At 70.0% G+C, this 16,588-nt stretch carries 13 protein-coding genes; 7 read left to right on the top strand and 6 right to left on the bottom strand.

Annotated features, from left to right (window positions below):
• Positions 1–251 precede the first annotated feature (251 nt).
• Positions 252–1,649, bottom strand: a complete 1,398-nt coding sequence (locus AC07PF_RS06085) for a peptidylprolyl isomerase (protein ID WP_494611194.1) — start codon at positions 1,647–1,649, stop codon at positions 252–254.
• Positions 1,650–1,660: 11 nt separating this feature from the next.
• The gene (locus tag AC07PF_RS06080; protein ID WP_369751450.1) at positions 1,661–4,075 is read right to left on the bottom strand and encodes an LPS-assembly protein LptD; all 2,415 of its coding nucleotides are present in this window, start codon (positions 4,073–4,075) and stop codon (positions 1,661–1,663) included.
• Positions 4,076–4,171: 96 nt separating this feature from the next.
• On the opposite strand from AC07PF_RS06080, the gene AC07PF_RS06075 reads away from it, so the two are divergent.
• From AC07PF_RS06075 to AC07PF_RS06055, 5 genes are all read left to right on the top strand, one after another.
• Positions 4,172–5,314: an aminoglycoside phosphotransferase family protein gene (locus AC07PF_RS06075; protein ID WP_494611193.1), complete on the top strand. Its 1,143-nt coding sequence runs from the start codon at positions 4,172–4,174 to the stop codon at positions 5,312–5,314.
• 194 nt (positions 5,315–5,508) lie between these two features.
• Positions 5,509–6,252, top strand: coding sequence for a 16S rRNA (uracil(1498)-N(3))-methyltransferase (locus tag AC07PF_RS06070; RefSeq protein WP_494611192.1), 744 nt, complete (start codon positions 5,509–5,511; stop codon positions 6,250–6,252).
• Positions 6,253–6,378: 126 nt separating this feature from the next.
• Positions 6,379–7,536 carry a diguanylate cyclase gene (locus AC07PF_RS06065; RefSeq protein WP_494611191.1) on the top strand — a complete coding sequence of 386 codons (1,158 nt, stop codon included), beginning with the start codon at positions 6,379–6,381 and terminating at the stop codon, positions 7,534–7,536.
• A 39-nt stretch (positions 7,537–7,575) separates the two neighbouring features.
• Positions 7,576–8,307 carry an SOS response-associated peptidase gene (locus AC07PF_RS06060; RefSeq protein WP_494611190.1) on the top strand — a complete coding sequence of 244 codons (732 nt, stop codon included), beginning with the start codon at positions 7,576–7,578 and terminating at the stop codon, positions 8,305–8,307.
• Between the two features lie 52 nt (positions 8,308–8,359).
• Positions 8,360–9,535: an MFS transporter gene (locus tag AC07PF_RS06055; protein WP_007859569.1), complete on the top strand. Its 1,176-nt coding sequence runs from the start codon at positions 8,360–8,362 to the stop codon at positions 9,533–9,535.
• Here the strand turns inward: AC07PF_RS06055 and AC07PF_RS06050 are convergent.
• Positions 9,500–10,441: a LysR family transcriptional regulator gene (locus tag AC07PF_RS06050; RefSeq protein WP_494611189.1), complete on the bottom strand. Its 942-nt coding sequence runs from the start codon at positions 10,439–10,441 to the stop codon at positions 9,500–9,502. The genes AC07PF_RS06055 and AC07PF_RS06050 overlap by 36 nt on opposite strands.
• Positions 10,442–10,580: 139 nt before the next feature.
• On the opposite strand from AC07PF_RS06050, the gene AC07PF_RS06045 reads away from it, so the two are divergent.
• Together AC07PF_RS06045 and AC07PF_RS06040 are read left to right on the top strand one after the other, a co-directional pair.
• Positions 10,581–11,942, top strand: a complete 1,362-nt coding sequence (locus tag AC07PF_RS06045) for a M20/M25/M40 family metallo-hydrolase (RefSeq protein WP_494611188.1) — start codon at positions 10,581–10,583, stop codon at positions 11,940–11,942.
• Positions 11,943–12,079: 137 nt separating this feature from the next.
• Complete coding sequence (locus tag AC07PF_RS06040; protein ID WP_007859572.1) at positions 12,080–12,559, top strand: YidB family protein; 480 nt, start codon at positions 12,080–12,082, stop codon at positions 12,557–12,559.
• A gap of 38 nt (positions 12,560–12,597) precedes the next feature.
• Here AC07PF_RS06040 and AC07PF_RS06035 read toward each other — a convergent pair whose 3' ends face one another.
• From AC07PF_RS06035 to AC07PF_RS06025, 3 genes are all read right to left on the bottom strand, one after another.
• A complete protein-coding gene (locus AC07PF_RS06035) occupies positions 12,598–13,503 on the bottom strand; it encodes an alpha/beta hydrolase (protein WP_494611187.1) in 906 nt (301 codons plus the stop codon).
• A gap of 184 nt (positions 13,504–13,687) precedes the next feature.
• The gene (locus AC07PF_RS06030; protein ID WP_494611186.1) at positions 13,688–15,178 is read right to left on the bottom strand and encodes a M20 family metallopeptidase; all 1,491 of its coding nucleotides are present in this window, start codon (positions 15,176–15,178) and stop codon (positions 13,688–13,690) included.
• A gap of 109 nt (positions 15,179–15,287) precedes the next feature.
• Positions 15,288–16,523: a GGDEF domain-containing protein gene (locus tag AC07PF_RS06025; protein ID WP_494611185.1), complete on the bottom strand. Its 1,236-nt coding sequence runs from the start codon at positions 16,521–16,523 to the stop codon at positions 15,288–15,290.
• Positions 16,524–16,588: the final 65 nt, after the last annotated feature.

Genomic DNA, 16,588 nt, shown 5'->3' with positions numbered 1-16,588 from the left:
CACGCAGCCCCGTTTGGGCCGCGTGGGAAAGGAAGTGAAGGCGCTCAGATGTCGGGCGCTCTGCAAGCGGATGATGCACCATTGCCATTCGCCAGGCCACAAGGCATCCGCCCTCGGCGGAGTTCACCGGATCGAGCAACCACTGTCCGTGATGCGAGGGCGGGTCGGCCGCCGCGCCGGGCCGCCCCAAGCAAGGCCAGCCCCCTCGGGGGGCAGCGAACCACACGCAGTGGGGAGCGTGGGGGCTCTATTTACTGCGGTGGTTCCCGGTACTCGACATAGGCGCGGCCGCGAAGTTCCTGGGCCCAGGTGGCGTAGGCGTCCTCGATCTTCTTCTCGCGCACGGCGTCGCGCACCATGTCGCGCTGCTCGCGCTGCGTGAGCTTGGCCTCGCGGCGTTCCATGAGCTGGATCAGGTGCACGCCAAAGCGCGAAACCAGGGGCTCGCTGATGTCGCCGGGCTTGAGCGTGCTGAGCGCCTGCTCGAATTCGGGCACATAGCGGCCGGGGCTGGCCCAGCCCAGGTCGCCGCCCTGCTTGGCGCTGCCATCCACCGAGTTCTCGCGCGCCAGGGTGGCAAAGTCGGCCTGTCCGGCCAGGATGCGGCGCCGGTAGTCGGCCAGCCGTGCCGCGGCCGCGGCCTCGGTCAGCTGCGCGCTGGGGCGCAGCAGGATGTGCCGCGCGTGGTTCTGCACCACGGTCGACGGCAGGCCGGCCACATTGCGCTCCACCACCTTCAGGATGTGAAAGCCTGCGGGCGAGCGTACGGGGCCTACGATGCCGCCCACGGGTTGGCCCTGCACGGAGTTGACGAACAGGTCGGGGTAGCGGTCGGCCGGGCGCAGGCCCAGCAGGCCGCCGGCGCGCTTGCCTTCGGGCGCATCCGAGAACTCGGCCGCCACGGCGGCAAAGTCGCTGCCGGCGGTACGTGCCTTGTCGGCGGCGCTCTGCGCGCGGGCCTGCAGCTGCGCCACCTGGGTGGGCGTGGCGTTCTCGGGCACCAGCACCAGCACGTGGCCGAGGTTGATCTCCATGGCCGAGGCATCGGCACCCGACTGCTGCTCGCGCAGGAACTGGTCGATGTCCTGGTCGTTGACCCGGACCTTGGCGTCCACATCGCGCTCGCGCAAACGCTGCAGCAGCAACTGGCTGCGCAGTTCCTCGCGAAAGCGCTCCTTGCTCGTGCCGTCGCGGGCCAGGCGCCGGTGCATGTCCTCGAGCGTCATGCCGTTCTGCTGGGCAATGCCCTGCTCGGCCTGGCTGAGGGCGAATTCCTCGACCTTGACGCCGCTTTCCTTGGCCAGCTGCATCTGGGCCTTCTCCAGGATCAAGCGTTCGAGCACCTCGCGCGCCAGCAGGTCGCGCGGGGGGCGGTTGCCGCCCTGCTGCTGTGCCAGCTGCTGTTCGGCCCGGGCCAGGCGGGCACGCACCTCGTTGTTGGTGACGGGCTCGGAGTTGACCACCGCCACGATGAAGTCGGCCGATTGCGGGCCCTGGCTCGCAGCGGGCACGGGCAGGCCCAGGGCCGGGGCGGCAGCGGCGGCCGGCCGGCCGGTGTTGCCCTGGATGCGCAGGCCCTGCGCGAATGCGCCCCCGGAGGCGAGGGCGGCCAGGCAGGCAAGTGCCAGTGCGGAAACACGGTGGTTCATGGCGGTGTCAGTCAGTCGTAGTTGCTGAAGCGGCTGGGCGAGCCAACCTGGTCGCGCAGGTTCTGGTAGCGCGGCACATTCTGCTTGAAGGTGTCGAGGGGGCTGGAGCCCAGGCTGAGGCGGGAGAACCCGACGAACTCGATCTGGAACAACAGGCGGGTGTTGGAGGTGGAGACGCTGTTCTGCAGGCGCTCCAGCACCACGCGGCCGATCCAGCAGCAGCCGTCGTATTCGAGGCCGACCACGCTGTCCACCAGCTTGCGGTCCTGCATGCTGAAGTTCAGGCGACCGATGGTGTACCAGCGGCCGGGGCCCTGGCCGCGGCCCGGGCCCAGGTCCTGGCCCTTGTCGCCCCACAGGTCGTTGAGCGGCCACTGCCAGCCGATGTCGATCTGCTCGCTGGTGCCGCGCTGGAAGCGGTAGGCGGCGCTCACGGTGCGGTAGTTGCCCGGGCTGTAGCGCGCGCCGATGGTCGAGCGGATGGAGCGCCGGGTCTTGGGGTTGTACTGCACCGTGGAGTCGTAGGCCCAGTTCTTCGTCCAGTTGATGCCCGCGCCCAGCAGGATGTCCGACAGCCGCTCGCTCACCGGGGCGGCACCCGGCAGGGTCACCTGCTGGTCAGAGAAGCGCACGCGCTGCGCTACGCCGAAGCGCGCCGCCTCGGCACCCGAGTCGGGGTCGATCAGGCGCGTGGTCACGCCCATGGTCAGCAGGTTGTTGTCCGCCAGCCGGTCGTTGCCGCCGAACGAGTTCTCGGTGTAGATCGTGGCGAAGTTGAAGTCGTTGAGCGCCGTGTCGTACAGCGGCAGCTTGCTCTGGTCGCGGTAGGGCGTGTAGGTGTAGAACGCCCGGGGCTCCAGGGTCTGCAGGAAGGAGCGGCCGAAGAAGCTGGCATCGCGCTCGAACACCAGGCCGCTGTCCAGGCTGAAGGTCGGCAGCGTGCGGCTGGCCGAGCGCGAGCCGTCGCTGAGCGGGCCGTCGAACTGGTACTGCGTGGTGTGCAGCTGCAGGCGTGGCGTGATGAAGCCGGCCGGCGCAAGGAACGGCCGGCTGATCTGCGCCACTGCGAAGGAGCGGTTGGCGTCGGGCTGCTTGGTCAGAAAGCGGTCGGCCTGGAAGCGCGTGGTGTCCAGCTCGACGCTGGCGTCGAAGCCGCCGGGCAGCATCGTCGGCTCATAGCGCCAGACCAGTTGCGGCATGCGGTCGTAGGGCGGCACGATGGGCGCCGACACGTCCTGCAGCGTCTGCCACTTGAGGGCCCGCGCGCGCACCGACATGTCGCCGCTGCCCCAGGTCAGCGTGGCATCGCCGGGCAGGAGGCGCTGGCGCAGCGGTTCGGAGACGCGGCCGAAGTCGCGCCAGTAGTTGTCGTCGCTCACCCGGTTGAGGTTCAGACTCAGGTTCAGGCCGCCCACGGGCGAGGCGATCAGGGCGTCGTGCTTGCCCGTGAAGCCCCAGCGGTCGCGGTCGCGCAGGCGGTCCGAAGGCATGTAGTCGCCGCTGATCTCGCCCTTGTAGGTGGGCTCCAGGTAGCGGAACTCGCCGCCCAGGTTGGTGCCGCGCTTGGAGAGCAGCGCCGCGCGCAGCGTGGCATCGCGGTTGGGCGCGATGTTCCAGTAATAGGGCTGCGAATAGGCCACGCCATCGCGGCTGTCCAGCCCGAAGGACGGGGGCAGCAGGCCCGACTTGCGCTTGTCCGACAGCGGGAAGGTGATGCGCGGGATCGGCAGCAGCGGGATGCCCTTGAACTCCAGCACCGCGTCCTCGGCCGTGCCCACTTCCTCTTCGCGGTCGATGCGGATGGTCTTGGCGCGCAGCACCCAGTCGGGCTGCCAGGAGGCCTCGTCGTTCTTCTGGCAGGTGGTGTAGGTGGCGTCGTGGACGATGGAGCGCTGGCGGTCTATGAAATCCACGCGCGAGGCATCTCCGTGGGCCTGGGTGGCCAGGAAGCGGTAGCGCGCGTCGTTGAAGAAGCCCTCGAAAGCCTCCACCCGCAGGTCGAGCGCCGTGCCTTCGTAGACATTGCCGGCGCGGTTGATGCGCACCGAGCCGCGTGCCTTGGCCAGGTCTTCGGGCACGTCGTAGTCCAGCCGGTCGGCGCGGATCACCGTGTCCCCCCGGCGCAGCTCGGCGTTGCCTTCGATGGTGGCGTTCAGGTCCGTCTGCCCGCTGATGTGGTCACCGGTGACGAAGATCGGCAGCTTGGGCCGCACCGCCTCGGGAATGTTCTCCTGCAGCTGGGGCGAGGTGCGCAGCGCGGGGGGGGCATCCCAGGCGCTGGGCGTGTTGCCGTCCTGCGCCAGGGCGGCCAACGGCAGGCCGCACCAGGCGAGGGCCACGCCATAGGCCAGTGCGCGCGGCACCGGCGGGCGCAGCCGCGCTCCGGGTGCCGTGGCGGGCCGGGTCCGGGAGGAAGGGGTCTGCACGGTGGGGGGCTTGCGGCGTGGCACGTGGGACGGTAGGGGCTGTATCAGAAGAAGGGAACCCGCTCCAGGGAACGGGTTTGTAAAATCGGATTATCCATGAGCCACCCTTTCCCCCCACCTTCCTCCCCCCCACCCGCCGGTGCGGCGGTGGCAACCCCCTCTTCCTCCACGGTCGCCTGGCCTGACGCCGCACGCCACAGCGCCTTCGACGCCTGGCTGGCGCCCCTGGTGGGCGGCCACCAGCTGAAGCCCGAAACACTGCGCCCGGCATCGGCCGATGCGAGCTTTCGGCGCTACCTGCGCATCGACACCACGCTGGGCACGAGCTGCATCGTGATGGATGCCCCGCCCGACAAGGAGAACTGCCGCCCCTTCGTGCAGGTGCAGCGCCTGCTGGCCGATGCCCGCCTGAACGTGCCGCAGATCCTGGCCTGGGACGAGGCCGGCGGTTTCATGCTGCTGTCCGACCTGGGGCACCAGACGCTGATCGAGCTGCTCGACCCCGAGAAGCCCCGTGACGCCTATGCCTGGTACGAGCAGGCCACGGACGTGCTGCTGCAGTGGCAACTGGCCTCGAAGCCCGGCGTGCTGCCCGTCTACGACGAAGCGCTGCTGCGCCGCGAACTGGCGCTGTTCCCCGACTGGTACCTGGCGAAGCACCGCGGTGTGACGCTCGATGCCGGGCAGCAGGCCACGCTCTCGGGCGCGTTCGACGCCATCGTGGCGCACAACCTCGCGGCCCCGCAGGTCTACGTGCACCGCGACTTCATGGCGCGCAACCTCATGGTGCCGGTGCAGGAGGGAGCGCCGCTCGGAGTGCTCGACTTCCAGGACGCGGTCTACGGCCCCATCACCTACGACATCGCCAGCCTGATGCGCGACGCCTTCATCAGCTGGGAAGAGGAATTTGTCATCGACATTACCGTGCGTTACTGGGAGAAGGCCCGCAAGGCCGGCCTGCTGGGCGCCAACAGTGCCAGCGGCTGGGGCGACGACTTCGGCGAGTTCTACCGCAGCGTGGAATGGATGGGCCTGCAGCGGCACTTCAAGGTGGCCGGCATCTTCGCGCGCCTGACCCTGCGCGACGGCAAGCCCAAATACCTGGCCGATGCGCCGCGCTTCCTCCACTACATCCGCGCCACGACCAACCGCTACCGCCAGCTGGGCCCGCTGCTGAAGATGCTGGATGGCATCGAGGGCACCGAGGCACCGATGGGCTATGCCTTTGGTCGCGTTTGAATGAAGCACCCCCTGAGTCGCTTCGCGCCTTCACCCCTCTCTCATATTGCTTCGCAATCTGGGAGGGGGACGCCCCCAGCGCGGCGGGGCGGCCCTTGCGCGGGGGCACTGGCTTGGACCGTGCCAGTTTTTGTGCGTTGCGTGTTGCGTTCGGCGCCATGGGAAATTGATATGCCATTGAAGAGATAACGTACATGCCCCGCTTCCATTGCCCCGTGGATCTCGCTCCTGGCGCCGAGATCGAACTGCCCCCGGGCGCCGCTCGCCATGTGCAGGTGCTGCGCCTGCAACCCGGCGACGCTATCACCCTGTTCCACGGGGGCCAGGACGGCCCTGGTGGCGAATTCGAGGCCACCGTGCTGCGCATGGGCCGCAGCGACGTGCGCGTGCAGGTCGGCGCCCACCACGCCATCGAGCGCGAGGCGCCGCGCGCCGTGCACCTGCTGGCCGGCATCACCGCCAACGAGCGCATGGACTGGCTCGTGGAGAAGGCCGCCGAACTGGGCGTGGCCAGCATCACCCCGCTGGTGGCCGAGCGCAGCGTGCTCAAGCTCAAGGGCGAGCGCGCCGACAAGAAAATCGCCCACTGGCAGGCCGTGGCCGTGGCCGCCTGCGAGCAGTGCGGGCGCAACCGCGTGCCCGTGGTGCACGGTGCCGTCGACCTGGCCGCCTGGTTGCGTGCGCAGGCCCTGCAGCCGGGCACCCCCGGTGCGGCGCAGCGCCTGCTGCTGTCCCTGCGGGCGGGCACCGTGCCGCTGCACACGGGGGCGGCAGGCAACGGGCCGGTGGTGTTTCTCTCGGGCCCCGAAGGTGGCCTGAGCGCGGCCGAGGAGGATCTGGCGCTGCAGCACGGTTTTGCGCCCGTCACCCTGGGCGCGCGCGTGCTGCGGGCCGAAACGGCGCCCCTGGCGGCCCTCGCCGCGCTCACCCTGGCCTGAGCCAGGAACGGACGTGACACAAAAAAGCCCCACGCAGGGGGCCCCGCCCGTAAAATCGCGGGCAGCGCCGCTGGCCCAGCGCGCCCAACCCGGGCGATGGGCCCTTGGCAGGAGAGGCAGGCCCCCTTGCACAAACCCACCCACTGGCGGCGGCTGGTGGGCTCCATCCTTCCCACGGACCGTCGGCAGCGCACGATAGGCAGCATGGCCTTGCTTGCGCTGCTGCTCATGATCGGCAGCTCGGGCGTGATGCTCATGCTCGCGCATGCCGGCATGACCGCCCACGAAGAGGCGGTCCAGTGGTGGGCCGCAGTGTCGGTGGGCGGTCTCATGGTGATGACCGCCATGGTCTTCAGCGGCTGGTCCGCGCGGCTGCCCGACCCCTCCCTCACCATGGCCCAGATGGCCTGGACCATCACCAGCGGCGCCGTGGCCTATGTGCTCGCGGGTGACGCGCGCGGCGTGGTGCCCGCCGTGCTGGCCATGATCCTGTTCTTCGGCACCTTCGGCCTGACGCTGGCGCAGGTCGTGGGCATTGGCAGCTATGCGCTGGCGGCCTTCGTGGTGGCGGTGGCCGCAGCGGCGCGCTTCAATGCCGGCACCTATGGCGTCGTGGACACGGCCTATGCGCTCATGGTGCTGCTGGTGCTGGCGGGCTCCATTGCCCTGAACCTGCGCATCCAGAACATCCGCCTGCGCCTGCGCCTGCAGCGCCAGGCCCTGGCCCAGGCCCTGGCTGAGAACCGCGAACTGGCCATGCGCGACGAACTCACCGGCCTGCTCAACCGCCGCGCCATGCTCGACCTGATGCTGCTCGAGCAGCGGCGCAGCCTGCGCAGCGGGCGCCCGCTGCTGCTGGCGCTGCTGGACATCGACCACTTCAAGCCCATCAACGACCTGCACGGCCATTCCACCGGCGACCGGGCGCTGCAGGCCTTCACTGCCGCCGTGCGCGGCAGCGTGCGCGACACCGACGTGCTGGCCCGCTGGGGCGGCGAGGAGTTCGTGCTGATGCTCTGCGATACCCGCCTGGAAGACGGGATGGAGCTGCTCGACCGGGTGCGCAGCGCGGTGGCCCAGCTCCAGGTGCTGCACGTGTCCGAGGCCGTGTGCTTTACCGTGTCGGCCGGCCTGGCCCAGCACCTGCCCGGCGAGACCATCGAACACACGCTGGACCGGGCCGACCAGGCCTTGTACACGGCCAAGGCGCTCGGGCGCAACCGCGTGGCGGTGGCCCCTTCGCCCCGGCCGCTGGGGGCCTCCGGGGCGCACCTGCGGTCCTGAGCAACCGGCATGGCGGGATGGCGCGGGTACCATCCTGGCATGAGCACCCATTACGAAACCCTGCAGCACGCCAGCGCCTACCCCGAATCCCTGGGCGTGCCGGCGCCCGATGCGCTGGGCGAGCAACACCTGTGGCCGCGCAAGAGCGGCTTTTTCATCCGGCTGCCCGCCACGCCGGAGGTCGCGGTGGCCGAGGGCGAAGGGGGGGATGCGGGCCCAGCCCCCGCGCGGCGCCGGGAGCTGGTGCCTGCGCAATGGGGCCTGGTGCCCCACTGGGTCAAGTCGGCGTCCGACGGCAAGCTGCGCGCGCCCAAGCTGGTCAACGCCAAGTCCGACCTGGCCTCCACGGCGACGGCGTTCCGCGACGCCTGGCTCCAGGGCCAGCGCTGCATCGTGCCCATGGCGGCCTTCTACGAGGACGACTTTCGCCAGGGCAGCAAGGCCCGCCCCACCCGCATCGTGCGCGTGGACGGCAAGCCCATGGGCGTGGCAGGGCTGTGGGCGCGCTGGCAGGGGCCGGACGGCGAGGTGCTGCTCAGCTATGCGCTGATCACCGTGAACGCCAACAACCACGCGCTCATGCACCGCTACCAGCAGCCGGGCAGCGAAAAAAGCATGCCCGCCATCCTCAACGAAGGGGCCTACGACGCCTGGCTCGGTGCGCGCGCGGACAAGGCCAAGGAGTTCCTGCGCCAGTACCCGGCCCAGTCGCTCACGGCCAACCCGGTGGAGACCAAGGCCGACAAGGTTCCCAAAGGTTGGCTGGAGTAACCCGTCCGGGGCGCTGTGCACAATGGGCGCCCTCCCCTGCCCGCTGCGCTGAATGAACAAGAACCTCTGGCTGCTGGCCCTGTGCCAGGGCCTCTTCCTCACCAACAACGTCGTCTTCATCGCCATCAACGGGCTCGTCGGTCTGCAGCTGGCGCCCTATGGCTGGATGGCCACGCTGCCGGTGATGGGCTACGTGGTCGGCGGCGCGCTGTCGACCGCGCTGGTGGCGGCCACGCAGGCACGCTGGGGGCGCAAGGTCTCGTTCCAGATCGGCCTGGCCGTGGCCCTGTTGTCGGCAGCGTTGTGCGCCTGGGCCGCGTTCAGCGCGCAGTTCTGGCTGCTGTGCGCGGCTACCGTGGTGGCCGGCTACTACAGCGCCAACGGTCAGCTCTACCGCTTTGCCGCTGCCGAGCTGGCCGCGCCGGACTACCGCGAAAAGGCCGTCTCAGTGGTGCTCGCCGGTGGCCTGCTGGGCGCCGTGGCCGGCCCCAACCTGGCCAGTGCCACGCGCACGCTGTTCTCGGTGCCATTTGCCGGGGCCTACCTTGCGCTCATGGGCGTGGCGCTGCTGGCCATGGCCGCCATGTCGGCCATCCGCTTCGAGAAGCTGCCCGTGGTGCTGAATGCGGCGGGCCAGCCGCAGACCGGCCGGCCGCTGGCCGAGCTGATGCGCCAGCCCGCCCTGGTGGTGGCCATCCTCGGGGCGGCGCTCGGCTACGGCGTGATGAACCTGCTGATGGCCGCCACGCCGCTGGCCATGCAGGTCTGCGGCTTTGGCTTCGACCAGGCCGCGCTGGTGCTCGAGTGGCATGTGATCGGCATGTTCGCCCCGGGCTTCTTCACGGGCCACCTGATCAAGCGCCTGGGTGTGCTGCCCGTGATGGGCACGGGTGTGCTGCTCAACTTCGCCTGCGTGGCGGTGGCGCTGTCGGGGTTGGAGCTGCACCACTTCGGCATCGCCCTGTTCATGCTGGGCGTGGGCTGGAACTTCCTGTTCACGGGCGCCACCACGCTGGCGATGACGGCCTACCGCCCCGAGGAGAAGGACCGCGCGCAGGCGGCGATCAACTTCTGCGTGTTCGCTACGCTGGCGGTAAGCGCCTTCTCGTCGGGCGTGCTGGTCACCACCCAGGGCTGGACGCTGCTCAACGCGGGCTCGCTGGTGCCCATCGTGGTCACGGGCGCGGGCCTGCTATGGCTGGCCGTGCAGCGCCGCCGTTGCCCATAGTGCTTCCTTCGGCGCTTCGGCCGCGACGGCCTGCGTGAGCCAGCGCACGAAGGCGGCGACGGCGCGCTCCTCTGTCCGCTCGCGTGCGACGAACAGGCTGTAGCCGCGCAGGCCGCTGTCGACGAAGGGATGGGCCAGCGCCAGTTCGCCCGATTGCAGCTCGCGCTGCACGAAGTACTGCGGCACCAGACCCACGCCCAGGTCCGCGCGCATCGCCTCCACGAGCATGGAAAAAAGATCGAACCGGTGCCCGCCCAGGCTGTGCGCCGGTGTGTGCGCGATGCCTGCATGGGCGAACCAGTCGTCCCAGGCCCCCAGGCGCGAGCTGAGCTGCAGCAGCGGCACGGCGCTGAAGTCGCCCCGTGCCATGGCGCGCCGGTGGCGCGAGCCGGGCGCGCAGACGGCGACGCAGGTCTCGCGCAGCAGCGGCTGCTGCAGGGCCCCGGGCCAGGCCGCATCGTCGTACTGCACGGCCACGTCGAACGGGATCTCGGCCATGTAGGTCTGCGTGGGGTAGACCTGCAGGTGCACGCTGCAGGCCGGCTCCTCGGCCAGGAAGGCCGGCAGGCGCGGCAGCAGCCAGCGCTCGGCAAACACCGGCACGCAGCCCAGCTGCAGGCTGGTGCCGTCGGAGCGCTGGGCCATGGCCTCGCGTGTGTGGTTCTGCAGGCGCAGCAGGTCACCCGTGATCTGCGCGTGGTAGCGCCGACCCACCGCGGTCAGCTCGGTGCCGCGCGCGCTGCGCTGCACCAGCTGCAGGCCGAGCTGGCCTTCGAGCTGGCGCAGCTGCTGGCTCACGGCGCTGTGCGTCAGGCACAGCTCCTGGGCGGCCTTGCCCACGCCGTGGTGGCGCGCCACGGCATCGAAGATCAACAGGGCGCGGGTGCTGGGGATGTGGCGGTGCATGTAAGAAAAACTGACGGGGTGCCAGATTAAAGCAGAGCAAAAGGCCCTCACCCGGCCCAACAATTGCTCTGTCATCAGCGTGTCACGGCCATGGCCGTGCACCCGCTCTGCCTATCACCTGTCAATTTTCCTTACAGCCATGACCCTATCCCCTGTTCGCCGCCTTGCCTTTTCCGCCAGCGCCGTGTCGCTGTCCGTCGCCGCCCTGTGCGCCGGCACGGCCCATGCGCAGGCCGTCGCCCCCACGCCCACGCAGCTGCGTCCCGCCGTGGACCAGGCCTACACCCAGCTCATGGCGGCGCCGCAGATCCACCAGCTGCTCGAGGCCGTCAAGGCCGACCATGAGCGCTCGATCGGCGACCTGAAGATGCTCACCGAGATCGAGGCGCCACCCTTCAAGGAGCAAAAGCGTGCCGAAGCCTTCCTGGCCCGCATGAAGGCGCTGGGTCTCACCAGCGCTGCCATTGATGCCGAAGGCAACGTGGTCGGCGTGCGCAAGGGCACGGGCCAGGGCCCCAAGCTGGTGGTCTCGGCCCACATGGACACGGTGTTCCCGGCCGGCACCGACGTGAAGGTCAAGGAACGCGATGGCCGCCTGTATGCACCCGGCATCTCCGACAACACGCGCGGCCTGGCCGTGCTGCTGTCCTGGCTCAAGGTGCTCAACGACCAGCGCATCGCCACCGTGGGCGACCTGGTGTTCGTTGGCAACGTGGGCGAGGAGGAACTGGGCAACCTGCGCGGCATGAAGCACCTGTTCGCCGAGCACCTGGACATCGACGGCATGGTGGCCCTGGAGCCTGCGCCCGATGGCACGGTGCTGGTGCAGGGCACGGGCAGCCACCGCCACGAGGTCACCTTCAAGGGGCCGGGCGGCCACAGCTTCGCGGCCTTCGGCCAGGTACCGAGCGCCATCCACGGCATGGGCCGGGCCATCGCCAAGATCTCCGAGATCCGCACGCCCGCCACGCCCAAGACCACCTTCACCGTGGGCACGGTGGGCGGCGGCACCTCGGTGAACACCATCGCGCCCGATGCGCGCATGGCCGTGGACATCCGCTCCGACGCGATGGAACCGCTGCTGGCCACCGAAAAGCAGGTGCTGGCCGCCGTGGACGAGGCCGTGGCCGAAGAGAACAAGCGCTGGGGCGTGGCCACGCTGAGCGCGTCGACCAGGCTGATCGGCGACCGCCCGGGTGGTCGCACGGCGGTGGACACGGTCCTGGTCGAGGCCGCGGTGCGCTCCAACACTGCGTTCGGCCACAAGACGGTGCTCAGCGGCGCCAGCACCGATGCCAACGTGCCCATGTCCCTGGGCATCCCGGCCATCGTGATCGGCGGCGGTGGCAAGACCGGGGGCTTCCATGCGCTGTCGGAATGGATCGACCTGACCGACGCCTGGAAGGGCGCGCAGAACTCGCTGGTGACCGTGCTCGGCCTGGTGGGCGTGCAGGGCGTGAGCGCTCCGCTGCTGGAAAAACGCGCGCCGCGCAGCAAGTGAGCCGCTCGCTGCTATCGACCGGCGGCGGGCGGTAGAACAATTCACCATTGTTGACATGGGGGCAGGCTCTGGCCTGCGTACCATCGCCAGGTGGCAGGCCGCTTCGGCCCTGCCCTTGTCTTTTTCAGGAGATCACCATGGGTTTGCTCGATTCAGTGCTGGGCGCTGTCATTCAGAACGCGTCGCAGGGCCATGGCGGTGCATCGGCCGCGCAAGGCGGCGGGGGCCTGGGCGGGCTCGTGGCGCTGGCCGCGCAGAACCCGCAACTCATCCAGGCGGTGCTGTCCCTGGTGAGCAATGACGGCCCGGTGGGCGGCCTGCCAGGGTTGATGGCGAAATTCCAGCAGGCGGGCCTGGGCGACATGATCGCTTCGTGGCTCGGCACCGGGGCCAACCAGGCCATTTCGGGCGACCAGCTCTCGCGCGTGCTCGGTTCCGGCCCGCTGTCGCAGGTGGCATCGCAATTGGGCGTGGGCCAGTCCGATGCGGCCAACCAGCTGGCACAGGTGCTGCCGGGCCTGCTCGACCAGCTCACGCCGCAAGGCCATGCACCCCAGGGCGGCCTGGGCCAGAGCAGCGATCTGTTCGGCATGCTCGGCGGCCTGCTCAGCAAGTAGGCGCCCGGCGGGATCCGCCAGGGCCTGGCGGATCGGGATCAGGCGACGGAAGCGATCCGGTCCCGGGCCTCGGAGCGGCCTGCGCGCACCGGGCAGCGCATGTCCAGCCAGTGGCGCAAGGTCTCGAACACGGGCGCTGCCAGGTCGGAACGCTCGTTGAACAGCTCGTGGTACAGCGGCTCGAAGCAGCGTGACTGCACCTGGGCGCTGGGCGCTGCGGCCGCAAAGGCGCGGCTGCCGGCCGGGTTCACCAGCCGGTCGCTGCCGGCCCACATCAGCAAGGTCGGTACCTTCCACTGCGCCGCTGCGGCCACGGTGGCCGGGCCGCCATCGGCAATGAAGCGCGCCAGGCGCGCGCTGATGCGGTCATGGCACAGCGGGTCGGCCAGGTAGGCGGCAGGCACGGCACTGTCGTGCGACAGGTACTGCGCATCGAGGCCGTTGCCCACGCGCAGGTTGGGGGCGATGCGCGGCAGGGTGGCCAGCAGCAGCTTTTGCACCGCACCCAGGCCGGGGTCCAGCGCGGGCGACGAGAGCACCAGCGCATCCACGGGCCGCAGGCCGACTGCGACAAAACGCGAGGCCACCAGCCCGCCCATGCTGTGGCCCAGCAGCACCAGGGGCAGCCCCTCGGGGGTGCGTGCGCGCAGGGCGTCGACCATGTCGGCCAGGTCGTCGAGCAGCCGGCTGTCCGAGGTCAGGCCGCCGCGCGGCCCGGCCGATTCGCCATGGCCGTACTGGTCGTAGCCGCGCACGGCAAAGCCCCAGCCAACGAGTTGCCGCGCCAGCGCGTCGTAGCGGCCCACATGCTCCCCCAGGCCATGCACCAGCAGCACGGTGCCGCGCTGCACCTGGCCCGGCGCCAGCGGCCAGTCCTGGACGGCCAGGTTCTCCCCATCACTGGCGGTGAAGGTGGTCAGGGTGGAGGCAACGGGTTCGGTCATCGTGCAGGGCGGCAGAGGTGGGCATCGTGGCCCGGGAGCGGGCAGGAAAAAGGTGCGCGCAGCCAACAATCTGCCGCATGCAGGCATCGTGACGGGGCCCCGCGGCGCCGTCAATGGATTTCATGCCGCACTGCGGCGTGGGGGCGACAGGCCACCCGCACGGGTGGTGCCGCCCCGCGGGGGCTCAGGCCGCTGGTGCGGCCACTGCCTGCTCGGCCGCCATGGCCGCAATCACATGCGCCACCGAGGCCGTGAGGCGCTTGGCATAGGGCACGTGCAGGAACTCGTTGGGTCCGTGGGCATTGCTCTTGGGGCCGAGCACGCCGCAGACCATCATCTGCGCCTCTGGAAAGCCTTCACTGAGCATGTTCATGAGCGGAATGGTGCCGCCCTGGCCGATGTAGCCGCAGGGCGCGCCGAAATGCGCCTGCGATGCCTCGTTGAGCGCGCGCTCGAACCAGGGCGTGGTGCTCGGGGCATTCCAGCCCGTGGCGCCGCCGCCATGCTCGAAGGTGACCTTGGCTTGGTAGGGGGCGTTGTCCTCGAGCAGCGCCTTGAGTTCCTGGACGGCCTGGCCGGCATCCACCAGCGGGGGCAGGCGCAGGCTGAGCTTGAAGGCCGTGTAGGGGCGCAGCACGTTGCCCGCGTCCTTCAGGGCCGGGAAGCCCTCGGCACCGGTCACGCTCAGCGTGGGCGTCCAGGTGCGGTTGAGCAGGGCCTGCAGCGGGTCGGTGGTGGTGGGCAGCGCGAAGGCGGTGGAGCCGCCGCAGTCGTAGTGGGCCCAGGGGAAGCGCTTGTACACCTCCTCGCCCAGGATGGCGGCGGTGGCGCGGGCCTGGGCCAGGCGGTCGGCCGGTACCTCGCAGTGGAAGCTGGCGGGCAGCAGGCGGCCGGTGGCGCTGTCTTCCAGGCGGTCGAGCACCTGGCGCATGATGCGGAACGACGAGGGCACCAGGCCCGAGGCGTCGCCCGAGTGGATGCCTTCGGTCAGCACCTCGACCTTGAGCGTGCCGCTGGCCATGCCGCGCAGGCTGGTGGTGAGCCACAGCTGGTCGTAGTTGCCGGCGCCCGAGTCCATGCAGACCACCAGCGCCACGTCGCCCATGCGGGATTTCAGGGCGTTGATGTAGGGCAGCAGGTCGCCCGAGCCGCTTTCCTCGCAGGTCTCGATCAGGCCGACGATGCGCGGGTGCGGCACGTTCTGGCGCTTGAGTTCCTGCACCGCGGCAACGCTGGCGTACACCGCGTAGCCGTCATCGGCACCGCCGCGGCCATAGAGCTTGCCGTCCTCGTACTTGGGCGTCCAGGGGCCCAGGTCGTTGCGCCAGCCCGAGAACTCGGGCTGCTTGTCCAGGTGGCCGTACATCAGCACGGTCTGGGTCGAGGCGGGTGCGGTGGCCTCGATCTCGAAGAACAGCACGGGGGTGCGGCCTTCCAGGCGCACGATCTCCAGGCGCAGGCCGGGCACCTTCTGGGCCTCGACCCAGGCGGCGGCGTTGCGCACCACGGTGTCGAGCAGGCCGAGCTCGGCCCAGTCGGGGGCAAAGCCGGGCGACTTGGCGGGGATGGCGATGTAGTCGGTGAGCTGGCGCAGGATGTCGGTGTCCCACGCCTGGCTCACCCGCTCGAGCGCCAGTGCGGGTTGCAGGGCGTGGGAGGGGACGCGGGCGTTCATGGTGGTGTTCCTCTGGCGGGATGAAACCAGCATTCCAACACAACGCGCGCGGGTGCGCCACCGCCCGGGAACTGCCCCTGTCCCGGCATGGGATGGGGCGTGTCCCTGGTCAATACCCTGAGTATCCTGAAGCGGGAAGGGTCTCGGGGTTGCTGTCCAGCGAGGACGGCGACGAGGGCGGGTGCAGCGCAACCGCGGCCTCCACCCGGTTGCGCCCGAGCTCCTTGGCCCGGTACAGGGCCCGGTCGGCGGCCGAGATCAGCATGTCCCAGCTGTCGCCCGGCTCCAGCCGGCCACCGAAGACGCCGATGCTCACCGTGACGCTGATGTCCTTGCCCTCATGCCGGTGGCGCGCGCCGGACACCGATTCGCACAGCTGGCGCGCCAGCTGGTGGGCGCCGATCAGGTCGGTGTCGGGCAGCACAATGAGGAATTCCTCGCCGCCATAGCGGCTCACCAGGTCCTGCGAGCGCAGGCGCTCGCGCAGCAGGTTCACCACGCTGCACAGCACCTGGTCGCCCACGGGGTGGCCGTAGTGGTCGTTGACGCGCTTGAAATGGTCGATGTCGACCATCATCACCGAGATGGACTCGCGCGTGCGCACCGCGCGCGCCACGTCGCGGTCCAGCGCGGCGATCGCCGCGCGCCGGTTGGCCACGCCCGTCAGGGGGTCGAGCGCTGCCAGGCGGCGGTTGTTCTCGTCCGCACGGTCCCGGGCCATGAAGATGAAGCCCATGGTGGCCACCATGAGCTCGATGAAGGTGGTGCTGAAGGTCAGCGTCTGCACGCCGCTGGGCTGCATGATGCCGGTGGCCGGCTGGTCGCTGCTGCCGACCACGAGCACGCGCACCAGGAACACCAGCGCCTGCATGGCGAGCATCGCCATGACCAGCCAGGCCCCCCGGCCGGGCGTGGATTCGCGGCGCGAGAACAGGATCCACAGGGCCCACAGGCTCAGCGCACCGAGCAGCAGCCCGGCGACCACCACGCGCGCGGCGTAGTCGTCGATGAACCAGCCCATGCCGGCCGCCATGAGCACCGGCGCCACCACCAGGGCGGGCCAGGGCATGGGCCGGCCCTGGAACTGCAGCAGCGCCGCCACCAGACTGGTGAATGCGCCGCACAGCAGCACATTGCCGAGCACGATGGACAGCAGGGCGTGGATGTGGCCGCGCGATGCGAACAGGGCATACGCCATGGCGTTGAGCAGCAGGCCCAGCGCCCACAGCTCCACCCCTTCGCGGCGCTTGCCCCAGGTCATGACCGCCATGGCCAAGGCGGCCGCCAGCGATGACAGGATGATCATCACCAGCATGGTGGGCACGTCGGCAGTGAAGGGAACCATGGCGCGTAGTCGGGACGGGCGGCAAAGGCCGCAGGGAGTTCAGGATAAACGATGGCGCCGCGGAC

The sequence above is a fragment of the Acidovorax sp. GW821-FHT10A04 genome (assembly GCF_059415825.1).
This window is presented reverse-complemented; position numbering and strand designations above follow the sequence as displayed.

Bases quoted from the DNA above. Each gene is read 5' to 3' on its own strand.
- AC07PF_RS06085 (WP_494611194.1), bottom strand. From the start codon at position 1,649: ATGAACCACCGTGTTTCCGCACTGGCACTTGCCTGCCTGGCCGCCCTC.
- AC07PF_RS06075 (WP_494611193.1), top strand. From the start codon at position 4,172: ATGAGCCACCCTTTCCCCCCACCTTCCTCCCCCCCACCCGCCGGTGCG.
- AC07PF_RS06070 (WP_494611192.1), top strand. From the start codon at position 5,509: ATGCCCCGCTTCCATTGCCCCGTGGATCTCGCTCCTGGCGCCGAGATC.
- AC07PF_RS06060 (WP_494611190.1), top strand. From the start codon at position 7,576: ATGAGCACCCATTACGAAACCCTGCAGCACGCCAGCGCCTACCCCGAA.
- AC07PF_RS06055 (WP_007859569.1), top strand. From the start codon at position 8,360: ATGAACAAGAACCTCTGGCTGCTGGCCCTGTGCCAGGGCCTCTTCCTC.
- AC07PF_RS06050 (WP_494611189.1), bottom strand. From the start codon at position 10,441: ATGCACCGCCACATCCCCAGCACCCGCGCCCTGTTGATCTTCGATGCC.
- AC07PF_RS06045 (WP_494611188.1), top strand. From the start codon at position 10,581: ATGACCCTATCCCCTGTTCGCCGCCTTGCCTTTTCCGCCAGCGCCGTG.
- AC07PF_RS06040 (WP_007859572.1), top strand. From the start codon at position 12,080: ATGGGTTTGCTCGATTCAGTGCTGGGCGCTGTCATTCAGAACGCGTCG.
- AC07PF_RS06035 (WP_494611187.1), bottom strand. From the start codon at position 13,503: ATGACCGAACCCGTTGCCTCCACCCTGACCACCTTCACCGCCAGTGAT.
- AC07PF_RS06030 (WP_494611186.1), bottom strand. From the start codon at position 15,178: ATGAACGCCCGCGTCCCCTCCCACGCCCTGCAACCCGCACTGGCGCTC.
- AC07PF_RS06025 (WP_494611185.1), bottom strand. From the start codon at position 16,523: ATGGTTCCCTTCACTGCCGACGTGCCCACCATGCTGGTGATGATCATC.